This is a genomic window from Paenibacillus macerans (genome assembly GCF_050565405.1).
Lineage (GTDB): Bacteria > Bacillota > Bacilli > Paenibacillales > Paenibacillaceae > Fontibacillus > Fontibacillus macerans_B.
Map to the genome: position 1 here is coordinate 57,431 of NZ_JBNYYG010000021.1, position 21,112 is coordinate 78,542.

18 protein-coding genes are annotated in these 21,112 nt (G+C 56.1%); all 18 read left to right on the forward strand.

Going from position 1 to position 21,112, the window contains the following annotated elements; all coding sequences use genetic code 11:
* The first annotated feature begins 207 nt into the window (after nucleotides 1-207).
* The 18 genes from leuC to ACQ4N8_RS14510 all read left to right on the forward strand — a co-directional run bounded on the left by leuC (nucleotide 208) and on the right by ACQ4N8_RS14510 (nucleotide 21,101).
* Nucleotides 208-1,632, forward strand: a complete 1,425-nt coding sequence (leuC, locus tag ACQ4N8_RS14425; protein ID WP_430705074.1) for a 3-isopropylmalate dehydratase large subunit — start codon at nucleotides 208-210, stop codon at nucleotides 1,630-1,632.
* Between the two features lie 24 nt (nucleotides 1,633-1,656).
* Nucleotides 1,657-2,247, forward strand: coding sequence for a 3-isopropylmalate dehydratase small subunit (gene leuD / locus ACQ4N8_RS14430; RefSeq protein WP_430705075.1), 591 nt, complete (start codon nucleotides 1,657-1,659; stop codon nucleotides 2,245-2,247).
* A gap of 239 nt (nucleotides 2,248-2,486) precedes the next feature.
* Entirely contained in the window at nucleotides 2,487-3,998 is a 1,512-nt protein-coding gene (locus tag ACQ4N8_RS14435) for an N-acetylmuramoyl-L-alanine amidase (RefSeq protein WP_430705076.1), read from the forward strand.
* 34 nt (nucleotides 3,999-4,032) lie between these two features.
* The gene (locus ACQ4N8_RS14440) at nucleotides 4,033-4,650 is read left to right on the forward strand and encodes a GerMN domain-containing protein (RefSeq protein WP_430705077.1); all 618 of its coding nucleotides are present in this window, start codon (nucleotides 4,033-4,035) and stop codon (nucleotides 4,648-4,650) included.
* A 415-nt stretch (nucleotides 4,651-5,065) separates the two neighbouring features.
* On the forward strand, nucleotides 5,066-6,517 hold the full coding sequence (locus ACQ4N8_RS14445) for an N-acetylmuramoyl-L-alanine amidase (RefSeq protein ID WP_430705078.1): 1,452 nt from the start codon (nucleotides 5,066-5,068) through the stop codon (nucleotides 6,515-6,517).
* A gap of 24 nt (nucleotides 6,518-6,541) precedes the next feature.
* The gene (locus tag ACQ4N8_RS14450; RefSeq protein ID WP_430705079.1) at nucleotides 6,542-7,135 is read left to right on the forward strand and encodes a GerMN domain-containing protein; all 594 of its coding nucleotides are present in this window, start codon (nucleotides 6,542-6,544) and stop codon (nucleotides 7,133-7,135) included.
* A 74-nt stretch (nucleotides 7,136-7,209) separates the two neighbouring features.
* Entirely contained in the window at nucleotides 7,210-9,936 is a 2,727-nt protein-coding gene (locus ACQ4N8_RS14455; RefSeq protein WP_430705080.1) for an S-layer homology domain-containing protein, read from the forward strand.
* A gap of 110 nt (nucleotides 9,937-10,046) precedes the next feature.
* Complete coding sequence (nth, locus tag ACQ4N8_RS14460; protein WP_430705081.1) at nucleotides 10,047-10,745, forward strand: endonuclease III; 699 nt, start codon at nucleotides 10,047-10,049, stop codon at nucleotides 10,743-10,745.
* Between the two features lie 8 nt (nucleotides 10,746-10,753).
* A complete protein-coding gene (locus ACQ4N8_RS14465; protein WP_430705082.1) occupies nucleotides 10,754-11,029 on the forward strand; it encodes an NAD/NADP transhydrogenase alpha subunit in 276 nt (91 codons plus the stop codon).
* Between the two features lie 338 nt (nucleotides 11,030-11,367).
* Nucleotides 11,368-12,816: a nitrogenase cofactor biosynthesis protein NifB gene (gene nifB / locus ACQ4N8_RS14470; RefSeq protein ID WP_430705083.1), complete on the forward strand. Its 1,449-nt coding sequence runs from the start codon at nucleotides 11,368-11,370 to the stop codon at nucleotides 12,814-12,816.
* A gap of 43 nt (nucleotides 12,817-12,859) precedes the next feature.
* A complete protein-coding gene (gene nifH, locus ACQ4N8_RS14475) occupies nucleotides 12,860-13,723 on the forward strand; it encodes a nitrogenase iron protein (protein ID WP_430705084.1) in 864 nt (287 codons plus the stop codon).
* A 63-nt stretch (nucleotides 13,724-13,786) separates the two neighbouring features.
* Nucleotides 13,787-15,241, forward strand: a complete 1,455-nt coding sequence (nifD, locus tag ACQ4N8_RS14480; RefSeq protein ID WP_430705085.1) for a nitrogenase molybdenum-iron protein alpha chain — start codon at nucleotides 13,787-13,789, stop codon at nucleotides 15,239-15,241.
* A complete protein-coding gene (nifK, locus tag ACQ4N8_RS14485) occupies nucleotides 15,238-16,770 on the forward strand; it encodes a nitrogenase molybdenum-iron protein subunit beta (protein ID WP_430705086.1) in 1,533 nt (510 codons plus the stop codon). The genes nifD and nifK overlap by 4 nt, the downstream gene beginning before the upstream one ends.
* 66 nt (nucleotides 16,771-16,836) lie before the next feature.
* Nucleotides 16,837-18,198 carry a nitrogenase iron-molybdenum cofactor biosynthesis protein NifE gene (nifE, locus tag ACQ4N8_RS14490; RefSeq protein ID WP_430705087.1) on the forward strand — a complete coding sequence of 454 codons (1,362 nt, stop codon included), beginning with the start codon at nucleotides 16,837-16,839 and terminating at the stop codon, nucleotides 18,196-18,198.
* The gene (nifN, locus tag ACQ4N8_RS14495; RefSeq protein ID WP_430705088.1) at nucleotides 18,195-19,520 is read left to right on the forward strand and encodes a nitrogenase iron-molybdenum cofactor biosynthesis protein NifN; all 1,326 of its coding nucleotides are present in this window, start codon (nucleotides 18,195-18,197) and stop codon (nucleotides 19,518-19,520) included. Before nifE ends, nifN begins: the two co-directional genes overlap by 4 nt.
* The gene (locus ACQ4N8_RS14500; RefSeq protein WP_430705089.1) at nucleotides 19,495-19,905 is read left to right on the forward strand and encodes a NifB/NifX family molybdenum-iron cluster-binding protein; all 411 of its coding nucleotides are present in this window, start codon (nucleotides 19,495-19,497) and stop codon (nucleotides 19,903-19,905) included. The genes nifN and ACQ4N8_RS14500 overlap by 26 nt, the downstream gene beginning before the upstream one ends.
* A 2-nt stretch (nucleotides 19,906-19,907) precedes the next feature.
* Nucleotides 19,908-20,288, forward strand: coding sequence for a DUF269 domain-containing protein (locus ACQ4N8_RS14505; RefSeq protein ID WP_430705090.1), 381 nt, complete (start codon nucleotides 19,908-19,910; stop codon nucleotides 20,286-20,288).
* A 33-nt stretch (nucleotides 20,289-20,321) separates the two neighbouring features.
* Nucleotides 20,322-21,101, forward strand: a complete 780-nt coding sequence (locus tag ACQ4N8_RS14510; RefSeq protein WP_430705091.1) for a HesA/MoeB/ThiF family protein — start codon at nucleotides 20,322-20,324, stop codon at nucleotides 21,099-21,101.
* Nucleotides 21,102-21,112 lie beyond the last annotated feature (11 nt).

A 21,112-nucleotide genomic window follows, 5' to 3' on the forward strand; every position in this document is an offset into this window, starting at 1 on the left:
AGGAAAAACTGCCGCTATACGCGGTCTGCCCTCTTTGAATGTACGTCGTTTCTTATAGTTTCAACCTATCGCAATTATAGTTATTATATCTTGGAACAATTAACGCGGCCATGTTATATTGGATTCAACATTCAAGGCCGGAAGAGCCCGGAATAGCCGGTTTTCCGCCTTGACATCAGGTTCGAATCCTTGTGTGGGGTGAAATGAATGAGCAGCAAAAAGACGATGTATGAAAAAATTTGGGATAATCACGTCATTTATCAGGAAGAGGGCAAGCCGAGCATTTTGTATATCGATTTGCACCTCGTGCATGAGGTTACTTCGCCGCAAGCATTCGAGGGTCTCCGCCTTAGCGGCCGCCAGGTTCGCCGTCCGGAGCTGACGTTCGCGACGATGGACCACAACGTTCCGACCAAAGACCGTTACAACATTAGCGACCCGATCTCCAAACAGCAAATCGATACGCTGTCGCAAAACTGCCGCGACTTCGGCGTCACTTTGTACGATCTCGATACGATCGACCAAGGCGTCGTGCACGTCATGGGGCCGGAGCTCGGGCTGACGCATCCGGGCAAAACGATCGTTTGCGGCGACAGCCATACGTCCACGCACGGCGCGTTCGGTGCCCTGGCCTTCGGGATCGGGACGAGCGAAGTCGAGCACGTGCTGGCGACCCAATGTTTGCAGCAGGCCAAAGCGAAAACGCTGGAAGTGCGCTTCGTTGGCAAGCGTAAGCCGGGAGTCACGGCGAAAGACATGATCCTTGGCGTAATCGCAAAGTACGGCACCGATTTCGCTACCGGCTACGTTATCGAGTATACGGGCGAAGCGATCCGCGAGCTGTCGATGGAAGAGCGGATGACCGTCTGCAACATGTCGATCGAAGCGGGCGCGCGGGCCGGTTTGATCGCTCCGGACGAAACGACGTTCTCCTACCTGCGCGGCCGGCAGCACGTTCCTCAAGGTGAAGCCTTCGAACGGGCGGTGGCGGAGTGGAAGCAATTGGCTTCCGATGAAGGAGCAACGTATGACCGCGTCGTCGAATTCGACGTCGATTCGCTGATTCCGCAAGTGACCTGGGGCACCAGCCCGGGGATGGGCACAAGCATCGATGCGCGGGTGCCGAACCCGGCCGATTTCTCCAGCGATAACGAACGGAAGGCCGCCGAGAAGGCGATCGAATATATGGGCTTGACGCCGGGAACCCCGATGACGGCCATCGAGATCGACTACGTGTTCATCGGCTCTTGCACCAACGGCCGGATCGAGGACCTGCGGGCGGCGGCGGAAATCGCCAAGGGCTACAAGGTATCCGATAAAGTCACGGCGATCGTCGTGCCCGGTTCGGGACGCGTGAAGCTTCAGGCCGAAAAAGAAGGCCTCGACAAGGTGTTCGTCGAAGCGGGCTTCGAATGGCGCGAGGCGGGCTGCAGCATGTGCCTGGCCATGAATCCCGACGTCTTGCAGCCGGGACAACGTTGCGCCTCCACTTCCAACCGGAACTTTGAAGGGCGGCAAGGACGCGGCGGCAGAACGCACCTGGTTTCTCCTGCGATGGCGGCTGCGGCGGCGATCAAGGGCCGTTTCGTCGACGTTCGCGAATGGGAAGTCAAAAGCGAAGTCCTGAGCTAATCAAGGAAAAGGGGAGAATCAACGATGGAAGCATTTGTGAAACATACCGGTATCGTCGGCCCTGTGGACCGCGTGAACGTCGATACCGATGCCATTATACCGAAGCAATTTTTGAAACGCATCGAACGGACCGGATTCGGCCAGTTTCTGTTCTATGAATGGCGATTCGACACGGAAGGCAACGTCAATCCCGAATTCGAATTGAACAAAGCGCGTTACGAGGACGCGTCCGTGCTGATCTCGCGCGTCAACTTCGGTTGCGGCTCCTCCCGGGAGCATGCGCCGTGGGCGATTCTCGATTACGGCTTCCGCTGCGTGATCGCTCCGTCCTTCGCGGATATTTTCTACAATAACTGCTTTAAGAACGGCATTTTACCGATCAAGCTGTCGGAGGAGCAGGTGGAGGATTTGTTCCAACGGACGGCGGCCCATGAAGGCTACAAACTGACGGTCGATCTGGAGCAAAAAACGATCACCGACGAATACGGCTTAAATCTGAGCTTCGACCTGGATGAACATCGTCGCCAGTTTTTGCTGCAGGGTCTGGACGACATCGGCTTGACGCTCCAGCATGCGGATTTGATCTCGGCATACGAGAAGAAGAAATTCGCCTAACGCCGTCTTGCGGTAATTTGGCGAACAGAGGCTCCCGGCTAGCTTGATAGCCGGGAGTTTTTTTGTCTTTCTATGAAAATATAAGTCTATCGGTATGGTGGATTTTCTGATATTATGGAAGTAATTAGCAACGTTTTGCGATTATTGACGGGATTTTGTCAAGGAGGCCAAGGGTAAGGCGCGTCCGCGAAATACGGTCTTGATCCGGTAAATTACGAGGGTGGGGCAGGGATAAACGAATGAAGAAACTCGGTTTTATCATGGTTGTGATGTTGTGTTTGCTGGTTTTTCCGGGTATGGTGAAAGATGTTTCAGCCGCTTCAGCCGCTTCGTCCGGTACGCACATCTATTTGGACGATCAGGAGTTGGTGCAGCCGCCCGGCGCCCAGGCCGGGAACGTGAAGGGCAACGTCATGGTTCCGATTCGGGTGATCGTGGAAGGTCTTGGATACGATGTCTCTTGGGAGAAGAAGAGCGGAACCGTGACCATTACGCAGGAAGGCACCGAGCTGCGATTGGCCATCGGGCAGGAAACGGCCATTGTCGGTGACAAGACAATCAAACTGAACGGAGCTCCGTTCTTGCAGGGGGATACCACACTGGTTCCGCTGCGTTTCGTAGGAGAGCAGATGGGGCTGAAGGTCAGTTGGAACAACGACACCAAAGCCGCCTATTTATATAGTCCTGACGGCGGTACCGCCGGAGGCGTAGTCCCCGGGAGCGGCAGCGGGGCGCTAGAGGGAAGCGACGGCTCGTCCGGTACGGTTCCGCCGCCGGTCGTTGACGATTCGAATACATATACGCCGGAAGTTCCGGCCACGCCGGGTAATAGTCCGTTGGCTTCGATCAACGGCATCACCTTTAGCGAAAACCGCTTGATGTTTGCCGTAACGGGTAGCGTAGAGCCGAACGTGTTCGCTATGACCGGGCCGGACCGGCTCGTCATCGATATTCCGAACGCCGGCTTCGCCGAGCATTTCGGGGATGCATTTCCGCTGGACGCGACGCAAAAGGGCGAACTGGCGGTAACCGATTATCCGGACGTGTCGAAAATTCGCTATTCGTTATTCAGCACGGCGCCGTCCACCATTCGGATCGTGGTCGATTTAAATCACAGCACGCATTTCCAAGTGATCAACAACCATGACGGTCTGGTTACCGTCGATTTGACGGCAGATGCCGCTGCACCCGGCAACGGGCTTGGAGCAAACGGCAAGAGAATCGTCGTCATCGATGCAGGACACGGCGGAAGCCAGCCGGGGGCGATCAGCATAACGAAACGGCAGGAAAAAGACTTCACCCTTGCCGTTGCCTTGAAGGTAGAAGCACTGTTGAAACAGGAGACGAATATCGATTTCGTGTTGACCCGTACCACGGACGTAACGATGTCGCTTCAGGACCGGGTAAAAGTGGCCAACGACATCCATGCCGACCTGTTCGTCTCGATTCACGGAAACAGTATTGATCCGCCGAGCAATCCAAGCGGTTCCGAGACGTATTACTCGCGGGACGAGAGCATCCCGCTGGCCAATGTGATGCATCGTCATCTGGTCGAGGCCACAGGCTTCAAGGACCGCAGCGTCAGAAAAAGCAGCCTGCACGTTACCCGGGAGACGAAGATGCCGGCCGTTCTCTTAGAGGTTGGATATCTCAGCAACAAAAACGACGAATCCGCCATGTACACCGAGGAGCTCCAGCAGCGCGTTGCCGAAGGCATCGTCGCAGGGATCAAGGAGTATCTGGGCTTGTGATGACAGTGGATGAAACGATAAGGGGGTAGGCCGCATGAGAAAAATAGGGATGATTTTGACGTTGATCGCCCTGCTGGGCCTGGCTGCGGGATGCGGGAACAAACCCGCGGCTTCGCCGGCGGGTGCCGGGAGCGATACGAATATCGCGGAGGGCGCCCATGGAAACGGGGAGGCCGCGAAGCCCGAAGAGGTGCAGGGAGCCGGAAACGGCGATGGCGAATCCGATGAAACCGTGGAGGAGCCGCAAACACCGGCGTCCAGCAAGCTGCCGATCAAAGTCTTTTTTACCGACGATAACCTTCTGGAGTTGCAGCAGATATCGCGGGACATTGAGGTTCCTGCCGGGCATTCCAAATATGAAGAAGCTTTTAAGGCGTTGCAGACGGCGGATAGCGGATTGATTGCCTTATGGGAAAAGGTTGTGCTGAACAAGGTCGCTTTCTCCGAAGCCGATGGACAGCTGACGATCGATATCACGTTGCCGGATGAAGCGCGGTTGGGAGCAGGCGGAGAATCGCTGGCCCTGGAAGCGTTGAAGAACACCATGTTCCAGTTCGACGAGGTGAAGCAAATCGAGCTGACCGTTGACGGACAACAAGTGGAATCCTTGATGGGGCATGTCGATCTGGAGCATCCGATGACCAGATCATAAGCTTACCCGCATTTTTGAGCGGCCGGCGGCCGCCGTGTGAAATGTTCTTACGCGCTTACTACTGCGTTCACCAGCCAAAAATTTAATAAGCAGCCCGGCGAATCGCGTTCCGCAGATTTGCCGGGCTGTTTTCCATATCTCTGCTCGCGGCGCCAAATGAGCTGCACTTCCATGCTTCGCAATCAAGTTCCGGCTTCTCCAGAATGAGCTAAATGTTGTGAGGCTACCTCTCCTGTTTTCAGGAAATTCAGGATTTTCATAGGAAGAGCTGGCAAATGTTAAGCAGAAAAATGGCATAATTTCGCAACTTTTCAAGGCTCGGGGCGTCTAATATGTCGTCTGGTGATGTCGAAGCAAGGGAAGAAAACTCATCGGTCATCATAAGGCAAAAATTCTAGGATGGTAGGGGTGACGGATGAAGAAAAAAGGATTGGCGGCGCTCATGTTCGCATGGATGTTTTTGTTCCTGTTCGCGCAGATGGGACATGCGGCGGCGGGCAGTACAAGCATTTATTTGGACGGGAAAGCGCTCGCTTTGCCCAAAAACGGACAAGTTCAAAATGTGAATGGAAATGTGATGATTCCAATTCGTGTCGTCGCGGAGGAGCTGGGTTTTGACGTCAACTGGGAGAAAAAGACGGGCACGGTAACCATACAGCAATCGGGTACAACGCTTATTCTCAACGTCAATAAAACAACGGCCGCCGTGAACGGCAGCGAGGTCAAACTGCCGATCGCTCCGAAGCTCGCCGAGGATACGACGCTCGTACCGATGCGTTTTGTCGGGGAGCAGATGGGACTTGCGGTTTCTTGGGATAATTCGGCCAAAGCGGCCTATTTGACGACCCCGAACTCCGGCAGCGGGAGCGGCAATGCCGGCAATGCCGGCTCGGGAACGGATACGGGCAATGGAACGCAGCAGCCCGGCACGCCGGTGCCGCCGGGCGATAACGGCAGCTTAGCCACGTTCACCGGCATCAGCTTCAGTAACAATAGCCTGATGATCGCGGTTGACAAAAATGTTACGCCGAGTATTTTTACCATGAGCGGTCCGGAACGGCTGGTGATTGATCTGCCGCAAACCCAATTCGCCGAGACGCTGGCGAACGGCCAGCCGCTTGACGGCAATAAAAGCGGATCGATCGACATTACGGATTATCCCGATGTCTCCAAAGTAAGATACGCGCTGTTCAGCAGCAATCCTTCTACTGTGCGGGTCGTGCTGGACTTGAACCAAAAGGTCAACTACCAGCTGATCAACGAGAACGACGGACTTATTATCGTGAATTTGAACGTGGACCCCGCCCAGGGAGGAACGTCAGGCGGCAGCGGCTTGAAAACGGTCGTGCTGGACGCCGGCCATGGCGGCAGCGATCCGGGCGCGATCAGCGTGACGAAGAAGAAGGAAAAGGACTTCAACCTCGCAGTGGTTCTGAAAGTACAACAACTGCTTCAGAACGATCCCAACATCAACTTGGTGCTGACGCGCACCGGCGATACTTATCCGACGTTACAAGATCGGGTGAAAGTCGCCGAAAACGCGGGCGCGGACATCTTTATTTCCGTCCATGCGAATTCCGGCTCCGCCACGGCCAGCGGGGTGGAAACCTATTACACCCGCTCGGAGAGCAAGAGCCTGGCTAACGTGATGCATAAGCATTTGGTCCAAGCCTCCGGCCTGGCCGATCGGAAGGTCCGTACGCAAAGCCTGCACGTAACGCGGGAGACAACTATGCCGGCCGTGCTGTTGGAATGCGGGTACTTAAGCAATAAAAGCGACGATGCGCTGCTGGCAACCGATGAATACCGAAACAAAGTAGCTCAAGGCATCGTCGACGGTATCAAAGAATACCTCGGCTTGAACTAACGGAGGAAGAAGGAGGAAGCAACCGTGAACAGAAAAAGCCTTATCTTGGGAGTATTGGTTCTTCTGCTCGTCTTCAGCAGCGGCTGCGGGCAAAAGCCGCAGGCCTCTCCGGAAACCGGGGCTGAGAACGCGGGGGCGAACCAGCAAAATGTTCAGGCACCCGGCGTGTCGGAGCCTCAAAATCCGGATCCGATTCAGGGGGCTGGGGATAGCCAGAAGCCCGAACCTAAGTCCGAAGCGATCGATACGTTTTTTACCGACGACCAGATGCTCGAATTGACTAAAGTAAGCAAGGAAATTTCCTTTCAGGCGGATCAGGACAAATACTTGGCTGCATTGAAGGCGCTGCAAACGAGCGGAGACGCGAAGCTGTTTCCGCTGTGGGGCAAAGCGGAGTTCCGTTCGGCTTCGCTCGCGGACGGCACGCTGACGGTCGATATGTCGCTGCCTGACGAGGCGCGTCTTGGCGCCGGCGGCGAAGCGCTGGCCATCAATGCGTTGAGAAATACATTGTTCCAATTTGCCGAAGTCCAAGCCATCGAGTTGCTGGTGGACGGCCAAGCGGTCGATACGCTGATGGGGCATGTCGAACTTACGCATCCGATGTCAAGAAATTAAAGAATTTTGAAGGAACTCGCCTACCCGTCGTCGAACATGAATAAAGAGATCTTTTTGTAGAAAGGGAGAATTTGATGGCATCATTCAAGCGTACATTTAGACGTAATACCCAAAGAGCAGTATCCACCATGCTCGTGTCGGCGATGTTCCTGGGCGGGGCCGGCGCAGCTTTTGCCGATGAGGCGACAACCGTGAACACCACGCAAAACGTGTCGGCGGTATCCCTGTTTAGCGACGTACAGAACGGATTTTGGGCGGAGAAACATATATACAAACTGGCGGCCGAAGGCATCATTCTCGGAGATGCCGGAAAATTCCGGCCGGGCGACAACGTGACTCAGCAGGAAGCGATCACCATGGCGATCCGCTTCATGAACCTGGATGCTCAGCTTGGCAATGGCTCCGGCGTACCGTCGGACCTGAAGGTCGGCAACTATTTCAAGCCGTATCTTGAACTGGCCTTATCCAAAAATCTCCTCGACAAAAACGAAGAAATCGCCTCCATCAAAGACAACGAGTCTTGGGGCGAGAAAAAGGCTTCGCGCGAATGGGTAGCCAAAATTATCGTGCGCGCCCTGGGCAAGGATGCGGAAGCAAAGGCTTCGGCTACGAAATCCACGGGGTTTGCCGATCAGTCCAGCATTTCCGCGAACGCCCGGGGTTACGTAAACGTTGCCGTTCAGTTGAATCTCACCAAAGGGGTCGAAGGCAACCGCTTTGATCCGCTCGGCAAAGTGACGCGGGCGCAAATCGCCACCTTCTTCAGCCGCGGCGGAGATTACGTGAATCCGGGTTATGCCAACGTATACGAAGGCATCGTGACCCAGTTGGCCGATAACAAGCTGACCCTTTATGCGAACGGTCAATTGAAGAATTTTACGCTCGATAGCCGTACCGTTTATTTCACGAAGGATTCCGAAACGAAAATCGCCCAAAGCGGCCTGAAGCTGTATACGAAAGTGCTGGCGGTAGACAAAGTGGGATCGGCCGCCTACGTGGAAGTCACGGATCCGCAGCAGCAGCTGGAACGTACGGAAGGAACGCTGCTGCGCATGCTGAGCGGGAACCGCATGCTGCTCCTCGTGAACAATGACTCGGTGACATATACTTACGACAGCAGCACGGCCTTCCTCGACATGAACGGCAACGCTATTAAGGCGACCGACCTCACACCGGAAAGCACGGTTGTCGTGCAGCGCGAAACGTTTACGGCGGAGAAGAAGCCGGTGATCGTGCAGGTGCAATCGGCGCTGGTAAACAAGTCCGGGAGCGGAACGGTAACGAAGGTGGATCTCACCGGGAAAACCGTAACGGTTAAATCTCCGAGCGGAACCGAAGAAGTATTCAAGTTTGACGATAATACGATTCTGCTGTATCAAAGTCAGCGGCTTAATCAAATGGGCGAAGTGAAAGAAGGGGCAGCCGTCAATTATACCGTCAAGGATAGCGTGCTGACATCGCTGGAGGTTACCCAAGCGACGGAGCGGACGGTGACCGGTACGCTGCTGGACCTTGTGGGCGACACCTTGCTAAGCTATACGAATGCCAGCGGGCGCGATGAAATCAAACGGCTGGCGAAAAACGTCGCCGTGCAAATCAACGGCGTTGTTGATGCCGGACTGGACGATTTGATTACCGACGAAAACGGCGGGGACAAAGTGGAAATGACGCTGAATCCGGATGATGAAGTGACCAAAATCGTCGTGACCGGGCGTCAATCCGAACCGTTGGCGAATGCAACCGTCATCAATTACGATGCCAAGACGAAAGCCTTGACCGTCATGGATTCCGCCGAGAAGCCGTATGTGTTCGTGATTGACGAAAAAACGAAATACGAATATAATTCGACGTCGCCGACGTTGTCGGGTCTGGAGTCGCTGCTGTCCAAAGGGCGCAGAATCGACTTGACGGTCGTGGGCTCACGCGTCGTCGACCTTAAGGTCACCTACAAATATGAAGGGACTTTCGTCTCGGCCAATACGACATCCAAGAAAATCACGATCATGCTGGCGAGCGGAAAAACGGTAGAAATTCCTTATCAGGGAACAACTCCTTCGATCAGCATTTACGGCAAAGCCAGTGCAACTTTGGCTGACGTCAAGGCCGGCGACGCCGTGACCGCTATGCTGAGCTCGAACCAGGATGCGCTGCAAACGCTGGCGGTGAAGTCGGCGATTCAATTCGAGGTATCTTCGGTGAATACGACGAACAGCCGGATCCGAGCGACGGCGAATGGGGTAACCAGCGAGTTCTATGTCGATCAAGCCGTCTTGCTGGGCGAAAACGGCGGAGCGATCCGAGTGAGCGATTTGACGGCCGGTCAAACGATCAACGTCGTGTTCAGCGGCCAAACGGCGGTCTCGCTGCAGGTCGTGAAGCTAACACTGGGCAAAGTGCAAAGCGTGGAAGGCTCCACCTTGACGGTGAAATCCTTCACCGGCGCCTTGGAGACGTATTCGCTTTCGAGCGGCATTAAGGTACAACGCGGGACCGAAGTCAGCACGAGTTCGACTTCATTGACCAATTCCGATCATGTAGAGGTCCGCAAGGACACGAACGGCTCGGTTGTTGTGAGAGTGTTGACCCCTCAGGAACGCAAATTCTCTCGTTACGACGGAGTGAGCAAAGAGATTATCGTGCTCAGATCCAATCTGTCGGATAACAACTATCGCTTTGCGGTAACCGCAAATACGTATATTCACCAAGGTGACACGACAATATCCGTGCAATCGCTGAAGGAAAATGATAAAATTGTTTTGTATTTCAACGGAGACAAGCTGGTTGAAGTCGAAAAGCAATAATCATTTTTTCGTGAGATCAACCGTCTTGATGCGGGATGTTTCCCGACCAAGGCGGTTTTTTCTCGGGGAGAATCATTGCGCCGGTACCATACATGAAAAGGGGTGGAGACATGAACGCGGCAACTGTCCGTCATATTTTGGACACGATCGGTGCCATGTTTCCGGATGCGCGCTGCGAGCTGAATCACGAGAATGCCTTTGAGCTCACGATTGCCGTGCTCCTGTCCGCGCAGTGCACCGATGCGACCGTGAACAAGGTCACGGCCGATTTGTTCCGGAAGTACAAAACTCCCGCAGATTATGTTTCGGTTCCGCTGGAGGAACTGGAGCAGGATATCCGAAAAATCGGTTTGTTCCGCAGCAAAGCGAAGCATATCCAAAACCTGTGTCGCATTTTGCTGGAGCAGTACGGCGGCGAGGTGCCAAGGGAACACGAACGGCTGGTGGAGCTGCCCGGCGTCGGGCGAAAGACCGCCAACGTCGTCGTTTCCAATGCTTTTGACGTGCCGGCGATTGCGGTCGATACGCATGTGGAGCGTGTCAGCAAACGGCTAGGATTGGCGGGGTGGGACGATTCCGTCCTCGAAGTGGAGAAAAAATTGATGAAGCGGGTGCCGAGGGAAGAGTGGACCTTAACGCATCATCGCCTCATTTTTTTCGGAAGATATCACTGCAAGGCGCAAAACCCGCAATGCGAAGTTTGCCCGCTGCTTGATGTATGCCGCGAAGGCAAGAAACGTATGAAAACGCCGCAAGTCAGAAAAAATAAGAAAAGCGCGACAAAAAAAGATAACGATAGTAGAGGATGAGAGACCCCATGAGATGCATTTCTGTTTACACCGATAGCTTCGAACAGTTTTCGGACGTGTTTGAGCAAGTGATTGACCTGCAGCTTGGCGAAAACGATGAACGTGAAGTGGAAGGTTTAGTCGTTAGCGACTCCGGCGAGGTGCCCGAGCACTATCTGGAACGGATGTCGGCCAAACCGGAAGTCGTCGTGATGAAAGATAAAACAAGAGGCATTACGATCCTGCAGCACGGCAAAGTCTTTGAAATTTTGCTGCCCTCCGAAACGGCTGAAGTGGTAAGCTAAGCGGACCGAATCCAACCACATCAAGCATAGACAGAACAATAGAATCCCCTCTGGTTATTCCGTGAAAGGATACACGGCAAACCTGAGGGGTTTTTTTGCGTTTTGCGATTGAGAATCGAAAATGTAACCGAATCCATGTTATCACCGTGTAAACAAACATAACGCAAATTATGTCTCATTTGTTAACTCGCCGGGATAATACGGGAAATTGATGATATGTTAATTGACGTTACTTTTACACAAACCTATGATAAAGATAAATTTTTACAGTTTATTCAAAAGATACAGGCCTGTAGCTTTGAAAAGCTGACATCCGTCAAAGGGAAGGGGAGAACTGTATGAATTCGACAAGCGAAGCCGCCTGTCCATCTGTCAGCGGGGATATCGCCAGGCATCCTTGCTACAGCGAGGAGGCGCACCGCTATTTTGCGCGGATGCACGTTCCGGTGGCTCCGGCTTGCAACATTCAATGCCATTACTGCAATCGGAAGTTCGATTGCGTAAACGAGAGCAGACCCGGCGTCGTCAGCGAATTGCTGACCCCGGAGGAAGCCGTCCGGAAAGTCGCGGGCGTCGCCGCACAGCTCCTGCAGTTGTCCGTCGTTGGCATTGCCGGTCCGGGCGACCCTTTGGCCAATGCCGACAAGACGTTTCAGACGTTCCGGGAAGTCAAAGAAGCCGTTCCGGATGTCACGCTTTGCTTAAGCACAAACGGTTTAACCTTAATGAAGCACATCGAACAAATTATCGAACTGGGGATCGCCCATGTCACGATTACGATCAATGCGGTGGATCCGGATATCGGCAGCCGGATTTACGGCTGGGTATACGACGAAGAAGCAGGACGCAAATATGAAGGAAAAGCAGCCGCAAGTCTGTTGATATCACGGCAGCTGCTGGGGTTGAAAGCCTTAAGCGAAAGAGGGGTGCTGGTCAAGGTAAACTCCGTGCTGATCCCGGGGGTCAATGATGAACATCTGCCGGCCGTTTCGCGGATGGTGAAAGAGCTGGGAGCTTTCATGCATAACATCATGCCTTTAATCATCGCTCCGGGCAGCCGATATGAGCTGGAAAGGCGACAGCCGCCGTCCCCCAAGCTGCTGCACGCGGTTCAGGCGGCGTGCGGAGATGAAGGGGCATTGATCATGCGGCACTGCCGGCAGTGCCGCGCGGATGCGATCGGTCTGCTTGGAGAGGACCGCAGCGGCGAATTTACCTGGGAGAAGCTGGAGTCCGCTCCCCGGCTCGATCTTACGGCTCGCAAGCGGCTGCAAAGCGATCTGGAGGTGAAGGTCAACCTGCTGAAGGAACGCATAGCGGCCAAAGCGGGCGCCGGACGCAAGTCGCAGCGCAGCGGTTGTGCTTGTGCGCCGGGAGCGGGAGGCAGCAGCGGCTACCGGCTGAGGGCGGCGGTGGCTTCCCGGGGCGAAGGCCGGGTGAACCTGCATTTCGGCCACGCTAAAGAGTTTATGGTGTATGAAACCGACGGAGAGAGCGTCGCCTTCCTCGGCATCCGCAAGGTGCAGGCCTACTGCCAGGGCCGGGCCAGTTGCAACGGCGACAAGGCGGCTACGCTGCGGGAAATCATCGCCGACTTAAGCGATTGCGCCGTGTTGTTTTCGGCCGGCATCGGCAAAGTGCCCGAAGCGAAGCTGAAAGCGGCCGGAATCATCCCGGTGGTCAAACCTGGCCATGCCGAGGAACTGATTCTGGAGTACGCCAAATTTGAACGTTATCTGCGCCAGCAATCCGTGAGTCATGAAGTTGAGCCGCTGGCGGGTTCGTAAGCGATGTTGCTATTGAAATTCAATATAAATGGAGGTCATCACTATGAGACAAATCGCGTTTTACGGAAAAGGCGGAATCGGGAAATCCACGACTTCGCAAAATACGCTGGCCCAACTGGCCAAAAAGTTCAATCAACAAATCATGATCGTCGGCTGCGACCCGAAAGCCGACTCCACCCGGCTGATCCTCAACACGAAAGCGCAGCAAACCGTATTGCACTTGGCCGCGGAACGCGGATCGGTCGAGGACCTGGAGCTGGCGGACGTGATTCAGGAAGGATTCGGCGGCATTCAATGCGTGGAATGCGGCGGCCCGGAGCCCGGTGTCGGCTGCGCAGGGCGCGGCATTATCACGGCGATCAACTTTTTGGAGGAGGAAGGCGCGTACGACGGCTTGGATTTCGTATCGTACGACGTGTTGGGCGATGTCGTTTGCGGAGGTTTTGCGATGCCGATCCGCGAGAAAAAAGCGGAGGAAATCTACATCGTATGTTCCGGCGAAATGATGGCGATGTACGCAGCCAACAATATTGCCCGCGGCATTTTGAAATACGCCAACAGCGGCGGCGTCCGGCTCGGCGGCCTGATCTGCAACAGCCGGAACACGGACCGTGAGGATGAGCTGATTACCGAGCTTGCCCGCCGGTTGAATACGCAAATGATCCACTTCGTTCCGCGGGACAATGTGGTGCAGCATGCCGAGCTGCGGCGCATGACCGTAACCCAATATAACGAAGCCCATACCCAGGCTGCCGAATACGAGAAGCTGGCCGACAAAATTCTGCACAACGACAGGCTGACGATTCCAACGCCGATCAGTATGGAGGAGCTGGAGGATCTGCTGATGGAGTTCGGAGTCATCGAAAACGAGGAGGCCGCCATCAGCCCAATGAAAGCCGCGTTGTAAACGCGGCGCGGCAATAACGGGAAGTGCTTTTTCTAGATAAAACGGGGAGCGGGAGGTTGGAGAATGGGAACGACGGACGTGGTCCACAATAAGCAGCTTGTCGAGGAGATGCTGGACATCTTCCCGGAGAAAGCCAAGAAAGAGCGCAAGCGTCACTATGAAGTCATGGAGGAGGACTACAAGCAGGATTGCGGCAAATGCGCGATCAAATCCAACGTCAAATCGCGGCCGGGCGTCATGACGATCCGCGGCTGCGCTTATGCCGGCTCCAAAGGCGTGGTGTGGGGGCCGATCAAGGACATGGTCCACATCAGCCATGGGCCGATCGGCTGCGGGCAATACAGCTGGGGCACGCGGCGGAATTACGCCAGCGGCATGCTGGGCATCGACAATTTTACGGCGATGCAGGTGACCAGCGATTTTCAGGAGACGGATATCGTGTTTGGCGGCGACAAGAAGCTGGAGGTCATTTGCCGGGAGATCAAGGAGATGTTCCCGCTGGCGAAAGGGATTACCATCCAGTCGGAATGTCCGGTCGGCCTGATCGGCGACGACATCGAAGCGGTAGCCAAAAAAATGAGCAAGGAACTGGGTATCCCGATCGTGCCGGTCCGCTGCGAAGGTTTTCGCGGCGTCAGCCAATCGCTGGGCCATCATATCGCCAACGACGCCATCCGCGATTTTGTGATGGGCCGGGCGGAGCTGAAGGAATGCGGCCCTTACGACGTCAACATCATCGGCGATTACAATATCGGCGGCGATGCCTGGGCTTCGCGGATTCTGCTGGAGGAAATGGGCCTCAGGGTCATCGGGCAGTGGTCCGGCGACGGCACGCTTCAGGAAATTATGACCGCGCATAAAGCCAAGCTGAACCTGATCCACTGCTTCCGCTCCATGAACTATATGTGCGAGGTGATGGAGCGGGAGTATGGAATCCCGTCGTTGGAATACAATTTTTTCGGTCCGACCAAAACGATCGAAAGCCTGCGGACCATCGCCGCTCATTTCGATGAAACGATTCGGGCCAACTGCGAAAAGGTGATCGCCCGCTATCAAGGCGAAATGGACGCGGTGATCGCCAAATACCGCCCGCGGCTTGCAGGCAAAAAGGTGATGCTGCTGGTCGGAGGCCTGCGGGCCCGCCACACGATCGGAGCCTACGAGGATTTGGGAATGGAAATCGTGGCCACCGGTTACGAATTCGCCCATAAGGACGATTATATAAAAACGATCCCCGAGCTGCGCCAAGCGACGATCCTGATGGATGATCCCGGAGCCTATGAGCTGGAGGAACTGGCGCAGAAGCTCGATATCGATTTGATGGGGGCCGGCGTCAAGGAAAAATACGTGTACCACAAAATGGGCATCCCGTTCCGGCAAATGCACTCCTGGGATTACAGCGGACCCTACCACGGCTTTGACGGTTTTAAAATATTCGCCCGCGACATGGATATGGCCATTAACAGCCCGGTATGGAAATTGGTCAAAGCGTCGCAGCGCGAGGAGGTGACGGTATGAGCGAATCCGGGTTGTTCTTAGACCACAACAAGCTGTTCGACAACGAAAAATACGTCCGGCAGCGGGAGCGGAAACGCGAGTTCGAAAATGCTTGTCCGGAGGAAGAGGTGCTGCAGACCGCGGCATATAGCCGCTCGAAAGAGTACATGGACAAAAATTTCGGGCGGCAAGCCGTCGTCGTCAATCCTGCGAAGGCCTGCCAGCCGCTGGGGGCAGTGATGGCGGCGCTCGGTTTCGAGAAGACGCTGCCGTTCATCCATGGCTCGCAGGGCTGCACCGCATATTTCCGCAGCCATTTTGCCCGGCATTTCAAGGAGCCGGTGCCCGCCGTATCGTCGTCGATGACCGAGGACGGGGCAGTATTCGGCGGCATGCGGAACCTGATCGACGGACTGGAAACGAGCATCGCGCTTTACAAGCCCGAAATGGTTGCGATGAGCACAACGTGCATGGCCGAGGTGATCGGCGACGACCTGTCCGCCTTTATCGGGAACGCCCGCAGAGAGGGGGTGCTGCCGGAAGGGATGCCGATTCCTTTTGCCAATACGCCCAGCTTTTCCGGCTCCCATATTAACGGGTACGACAATATGCTAAAGGCGATTCTCAGCTATTTATACGATCGCGCTAACGATAAAGGCGAGGTTGCCGGCGTCGGCGGGAAATTGAACGTTTTGCTCGGATTCGAACCCTACACCGGTAATTTTGCCGAACTGAAACGCATATTGGGGCTTTTCGGCGCAGAATGCACCGTGCTGGGCGATCACAGCGAGAATTTTGACTCCGGCGCGGAAGGGTCTTACAACTCCTATTACGGCGGGACGCGGCTGGCCGACGTGCCTGCGGCGGCGAAAGCGGCCGGGACGCTGGCGCTCCAAAAATACAGTCTGCGCAAAACGATCGGCTATCTGGAGGAAGGTTGGGGGCAACGGATGCAAGCCATGCACACCCCTCTGGGCATCACGGCGACCGACCGGATGCTTGAAGCCATCGCCGGCTTGACCGGAAGACCGATTCCGCAAAGCTTGATGGCAGAGCGGGCCCGCACCGTCGATGCGATCACCGACTCGCATAATTACTTGCACGGCAAGCGGGTGGCGATGGCTGGGGATCCCGACATGCTGCTCGGATTGATCGGCTTTTGCCTGGAGCTTGGCATGGAACCGGTCCATATCGTTTGCTCGAACGGCGACGCCGAATTTGAACAAGAGGCCCGGCTGCTGCTGTCCGCCAGCCCTTACGGCGCTGAAGCAAAAGTACATTGCGGCCGCGACCTCTGGCATATGCGTTCCCTGTTGTTTCAAGAGCCGGTGGATCTGGCCGTCGGCAGCAGCCATCTGAAATATGCCGCGAAGGAAGCCGGGGTGCCTTTGCTGCGGGTAGGCTTCCCGATCTTTGACCGCCATCATCTGCAGCGGTATCCGGTGATCGGTTACCAGGGCGCATTGAATTTGCTCACTTTGTTCGTCAATACGGTGCTGGAGCAGTTGGATAAGGAGGCTCCGGCCCACAGCTTTGACCTTGTGCGATAACGTGCAAGGTCAAAACGATTATCCGCCGGGATGGGCGACTTTGGATTGAAGGAGGGAGCGGTACGGATGGAAGCGATCAGAATAACGGGTTATGCAGGAGTTCAGGATTCCTGCGGCAAGGAAGAACCGCAAAGCAAGCCCTGTCCGCGGCCGAAACCCGGCACTGCTACGGGCGGCTGTTCGTTTGACGGCGCGCAAATCGCGCTGCTGCCGATCGCGGATGCGGCCCATCTGGTTCACGGCCCTATCGCATGCGCAGGAAACAGCTGGGAGACGCGCGGCAGCCTGTCGAGCGGCTCCCGGCTATCGTCTTACGGGTTTACGACCGATCTTGGCGAGCATGACATTATTTTCGGCGGAGAAAAGAAGCTGCGCGAGGCGATCGAATACATCGCGAAGCGATTTGCGCCTTCAGCCATATTCGTGTATGCCACCTGCGTCTCGGCGCTTACGGGCGAGGATATCGACGCGGTGTGCAAACAGGCGACGACGGAGTTGGGGGTGGCCTGCATCCCCGTCAACAGCCCGGGGTTTGTCGGCAGCAAAAACCTTGGCACCCGGCTGGCTGGAGAGGCGTTGTTTCAGCACGTGATCGGGACGATCGAGCCTGCCGGCGTCCCGGATGCTGCGGTGAACCTGATCGGAGAATACAATATCGCCGGCGAGCTTTGGGATATCGAGCAACTGCTGAACCAGGCCGGCATTCGCCTCCATGCCAAAATCACCGGGGACGGACGATTCCGGGAAATCGCCGGGGCTCATCGGGCAAAAGCCAGCATGGTCGTGTGCAGCCGGGCACTGCTCGGCCTGGGCGTTAAAATGGAGCGCAAATACGGGATTCCTTATTTTGAAGGCTCCTTTTACGGAGCCAAGGAAACGAGCTACTCCTTGCGTCAACTGGCTTATTTGCTGAACCAGCGGGAGGTGGAGCGCCGCGTCGATCATCTCGTGGAGCATGAAGAAGCGCGGGTGATGCGCGAGCTGGCTCCCTTCCGCAAAACGCTCAAAGGCAAGCGGGCGGTGCTCTACACCGGCGGCGTCAAAAGCTGGTCGGTCATTTCCGGGCTGCAGGAGCTGGGGATCAAGGTCGTAGGCGTCGGGACGAACAAAAGCACGGACGGGGATATCGCCCGGATTGCGGAAAGGGTTGGGGAGGACGCGGTGTACATTGCCGAAGAGGGAGCCGGCCGCATTCTCAAAACGGTGCGCGAACGCAAGGCCGATTTGGTCATTGCCGGGGGCCGCAACATGTACATGGCTTTGAAGGAGCAAATTCCGTTCGTGGACATCAATCAGGAGCGGCATACCGCGTATGCGGGATATGACGGCTTGATCCGTCTGGCCAAGCAGCTAACGTACGCGCTGGAGCATCCGGTCTGGAACCTCGTTCGCTCTCCGGCTCCCTGGGAAAGGGGGAGTTCCTCATGACCGTTAGGAAAATGCCCAAACCTCTCAGCTGCAATCCATTGAAAATCAGTCAACCGCTAGGCGGGGTGCTGGCGCTGCAAGGCATCTACCGGTCGATGCCGATCATCCACGGGGCGCAGGGCTGCACGGCGTTCGCCAAAACGCTGCTCACCCGGCATTACCGGGAGCCGATTGCGGTACAGACGACCGCGCTGCAGGAGATGGACGTCATTTTCGACGCGGATCAAAATTTGGAAGAGGCGCTGGATACGGTGCTGGATAAGCATCGGCCGGACTGCGTAGGGGTCGTGAGCACCGCGCTGACGGAGGCATCGGGGAGCGATTACGCGGCCAGAGTCAAAAAATTCAAACGCGACCGGAATCCGAAAGATACGATGTTGGTAACCTGCTCGCTCCCCGACTATCGCGGCTCGCTGGAATCCGGATTCAGCGCGATGGTCGAAGCGGTCATCGACGGGTTGCTGGAGCAAACGGGCCGCAAGCCGCAAAAGCCGGTCAAACGCCAAATCAACCTGCTGCCCGGTTCCTACCTTACCGCAGGGGACGTGATGGAACTGAAAGAAATCATTGCTTCCTTTGGCCTGGAGGTGATCGCCCTTCCCGATTTGTCCACCTCGCTGTCAGGGCATTTGCTGACCGGTTTTTCGCCGCTGACCCGCGGCGGCGTGCCGATGGATTCCGCCCGGCAAATGCTGCGCTCGGAGTTCAGCATCGCGATCGGCTCCAGCATGGAGCGGCCTGCCCGCCGGCTGCAAAACGGGGCGGGGATACCTTACCGCGTTTTTGACGGCGTATCGGGGTTGAAGGCTTGCGACGAGTTCTTTTATTTCCTGCAGGAATTAAGCCGGGAACCCGTCCCCGTCCGTTATCGCTGGCAGCGGGAAAATCTGCTCGACGGCATGCTCGATGCCCATTTTCATTATGCCGGGGTGTTGGCGGTTGCTGCCCTGGAGCCGGACCACCTCCGTTCGGCCGTCGCCTGGCTTGAGGAGATGGGGGTGAGCTTCAATGCCTTGGTCAGTTCCTATGAAGCGCCGTGCCTGCATGGCACGGACAAAGAGTTTTGGATCGGCGATCTTGAGGATGCCGAGCAGTTGGCGGCCGGTGCCGATTTGTGGATCAGTAATTCCCATGGCAAAAGCGGGGCTAAGCGCTGCGGAGCGGCGTTTATGGCGGCCGGCTTCCCGATCCTCGACGAGCTTGGGGCGTATACGTCCCAAACGGTAGGATACCGGGGAACGATGGAACTGATCCATAAGGCGGGCAACCGGCTTATTCAGAGGGAGGAGATCGGCCATGCGAGTAGCGTTCGCCACGGATGACGGCAGTCATGTCAACGCCCATTTCGGGCATAGTCCCACGTTCGCCGTTTATGAAGTTCGTCCGGGAGCGGCCGAATTTTTGGAAAACCGCAATGTTCCGATGCAAATCACCCGGGATGAACTCGGCAAAATCGACATGCGGATCTCCCTGATCGAGGATTGCACGCTTGTTTTTCTGGTGCAGATCGGGGCCTCTGCGGCAGCGCGTGTCGTCAAGCGGAAAATGATGCCGGTCAAAGTGCCTGCGGGCGTGCCGATCGAAGAACAAATCGGCAAGCTGTTGGAGATGCTGCGCGGCAAACCGCCGATGTGGCTGAGCAAGGTGCTGCTGGCCGAGGAAGAGGCGGTTCGTGCCGAGAACCGTCAAACGCAAAAGGAGGGGTAACGATGGGAGATGCGGTGCGTGCGGAATTGGAGCCGGATGAACGTCTGCTGTTATTTTCCCCGGAGGAGAAGCAAGCGCTTGGTCAGGATTGCGCGCCAAGCCCGAAGCTGCGCAGGCAGGTCGAGCAGGTGTTTCAGGCCCTGGCGGTAACGCTGGAGATAGAAACCCGCCGCTTGGTGCAAAGTATGGTGGAAATGAACGGGGAAGGGTTTGGCCGAGCGATCGTATCCAGCGGGCGGTTGATTCTGGTCACGCTGGCGCTGCGGGCGGGGTTGCGGTTTCCGTTTACTTCTCAGGCCAAGCTGGAGAAATTTGCGTTAGGCCAGCTGAAGGAAGCGCAGGAATGGCTGAACCGGCATGGAGAGATTGCGGCCACCGATTGAGCAGGCTTTTTAGGCGAGAGGAGGGGCGGGGATATGCCGGATATATTTGCGTCGGCGGTATCCCGGGGCACCGGGATCTCCGGAGGAACGGAGGATTTTCGGCGATATGAACGGCAACTGAAGCTGATTGGGACAGAGGGGCAGCGCAAGCTGAAGGAGGCCACCGTCCTGGTGGCCGGGATCGGCGGGTTAGGAGGCACGGCCGCGCTGTACCTGGCCGCTGCGGGGATGGGCCGCTTGATCCTGGCGCATGAAGGTGAGATCCAACGGCCGGATCTGAACCGGCAAATCCTGATGGATGCCGCCCGCATCGGCGAGGAAAGGATCGCCACGGCCGTGCAAAACTTGAAGCGGATCAATCCAGACGTGGTTATCGAAGGACATAACGCTAGAGTTACGATGGCTGATAGCGGGCCGTGGGTGAGGTCAGCGGATCTGGTTATTGACGCCAGATACGACTTTCCGGAACGTTATGCCTTAAACCGGCTGTGCGTCGCGGCCGGCAAGCCGCTGGTGGAAGCGGCCATGTACGGCTTTGAAGTTTCGTTGACGACAATCGTTCCCGGCTTAACCCCTTGCCTCGCTTGTCTGTACCCGGAGCGCTCCCAGGAATGGGAGCCGCTTGGGTTTCCGGTACTGGGCGCCACCTCCGGCTTGGCAGGCTGCCTGGCCGCGCTGGAAGCGGTAAAGTGGATCGCCGGGGTAGGCCAGCCGTTTATCAATGTCATGCACCGGATCAATACGCTGGACATGAGCAGCTATGCCGTCAGGCTGCGGCGCAATCCGGATTGCGAATGCTGCAGAGGATCGTAAAAGGAGGGGGT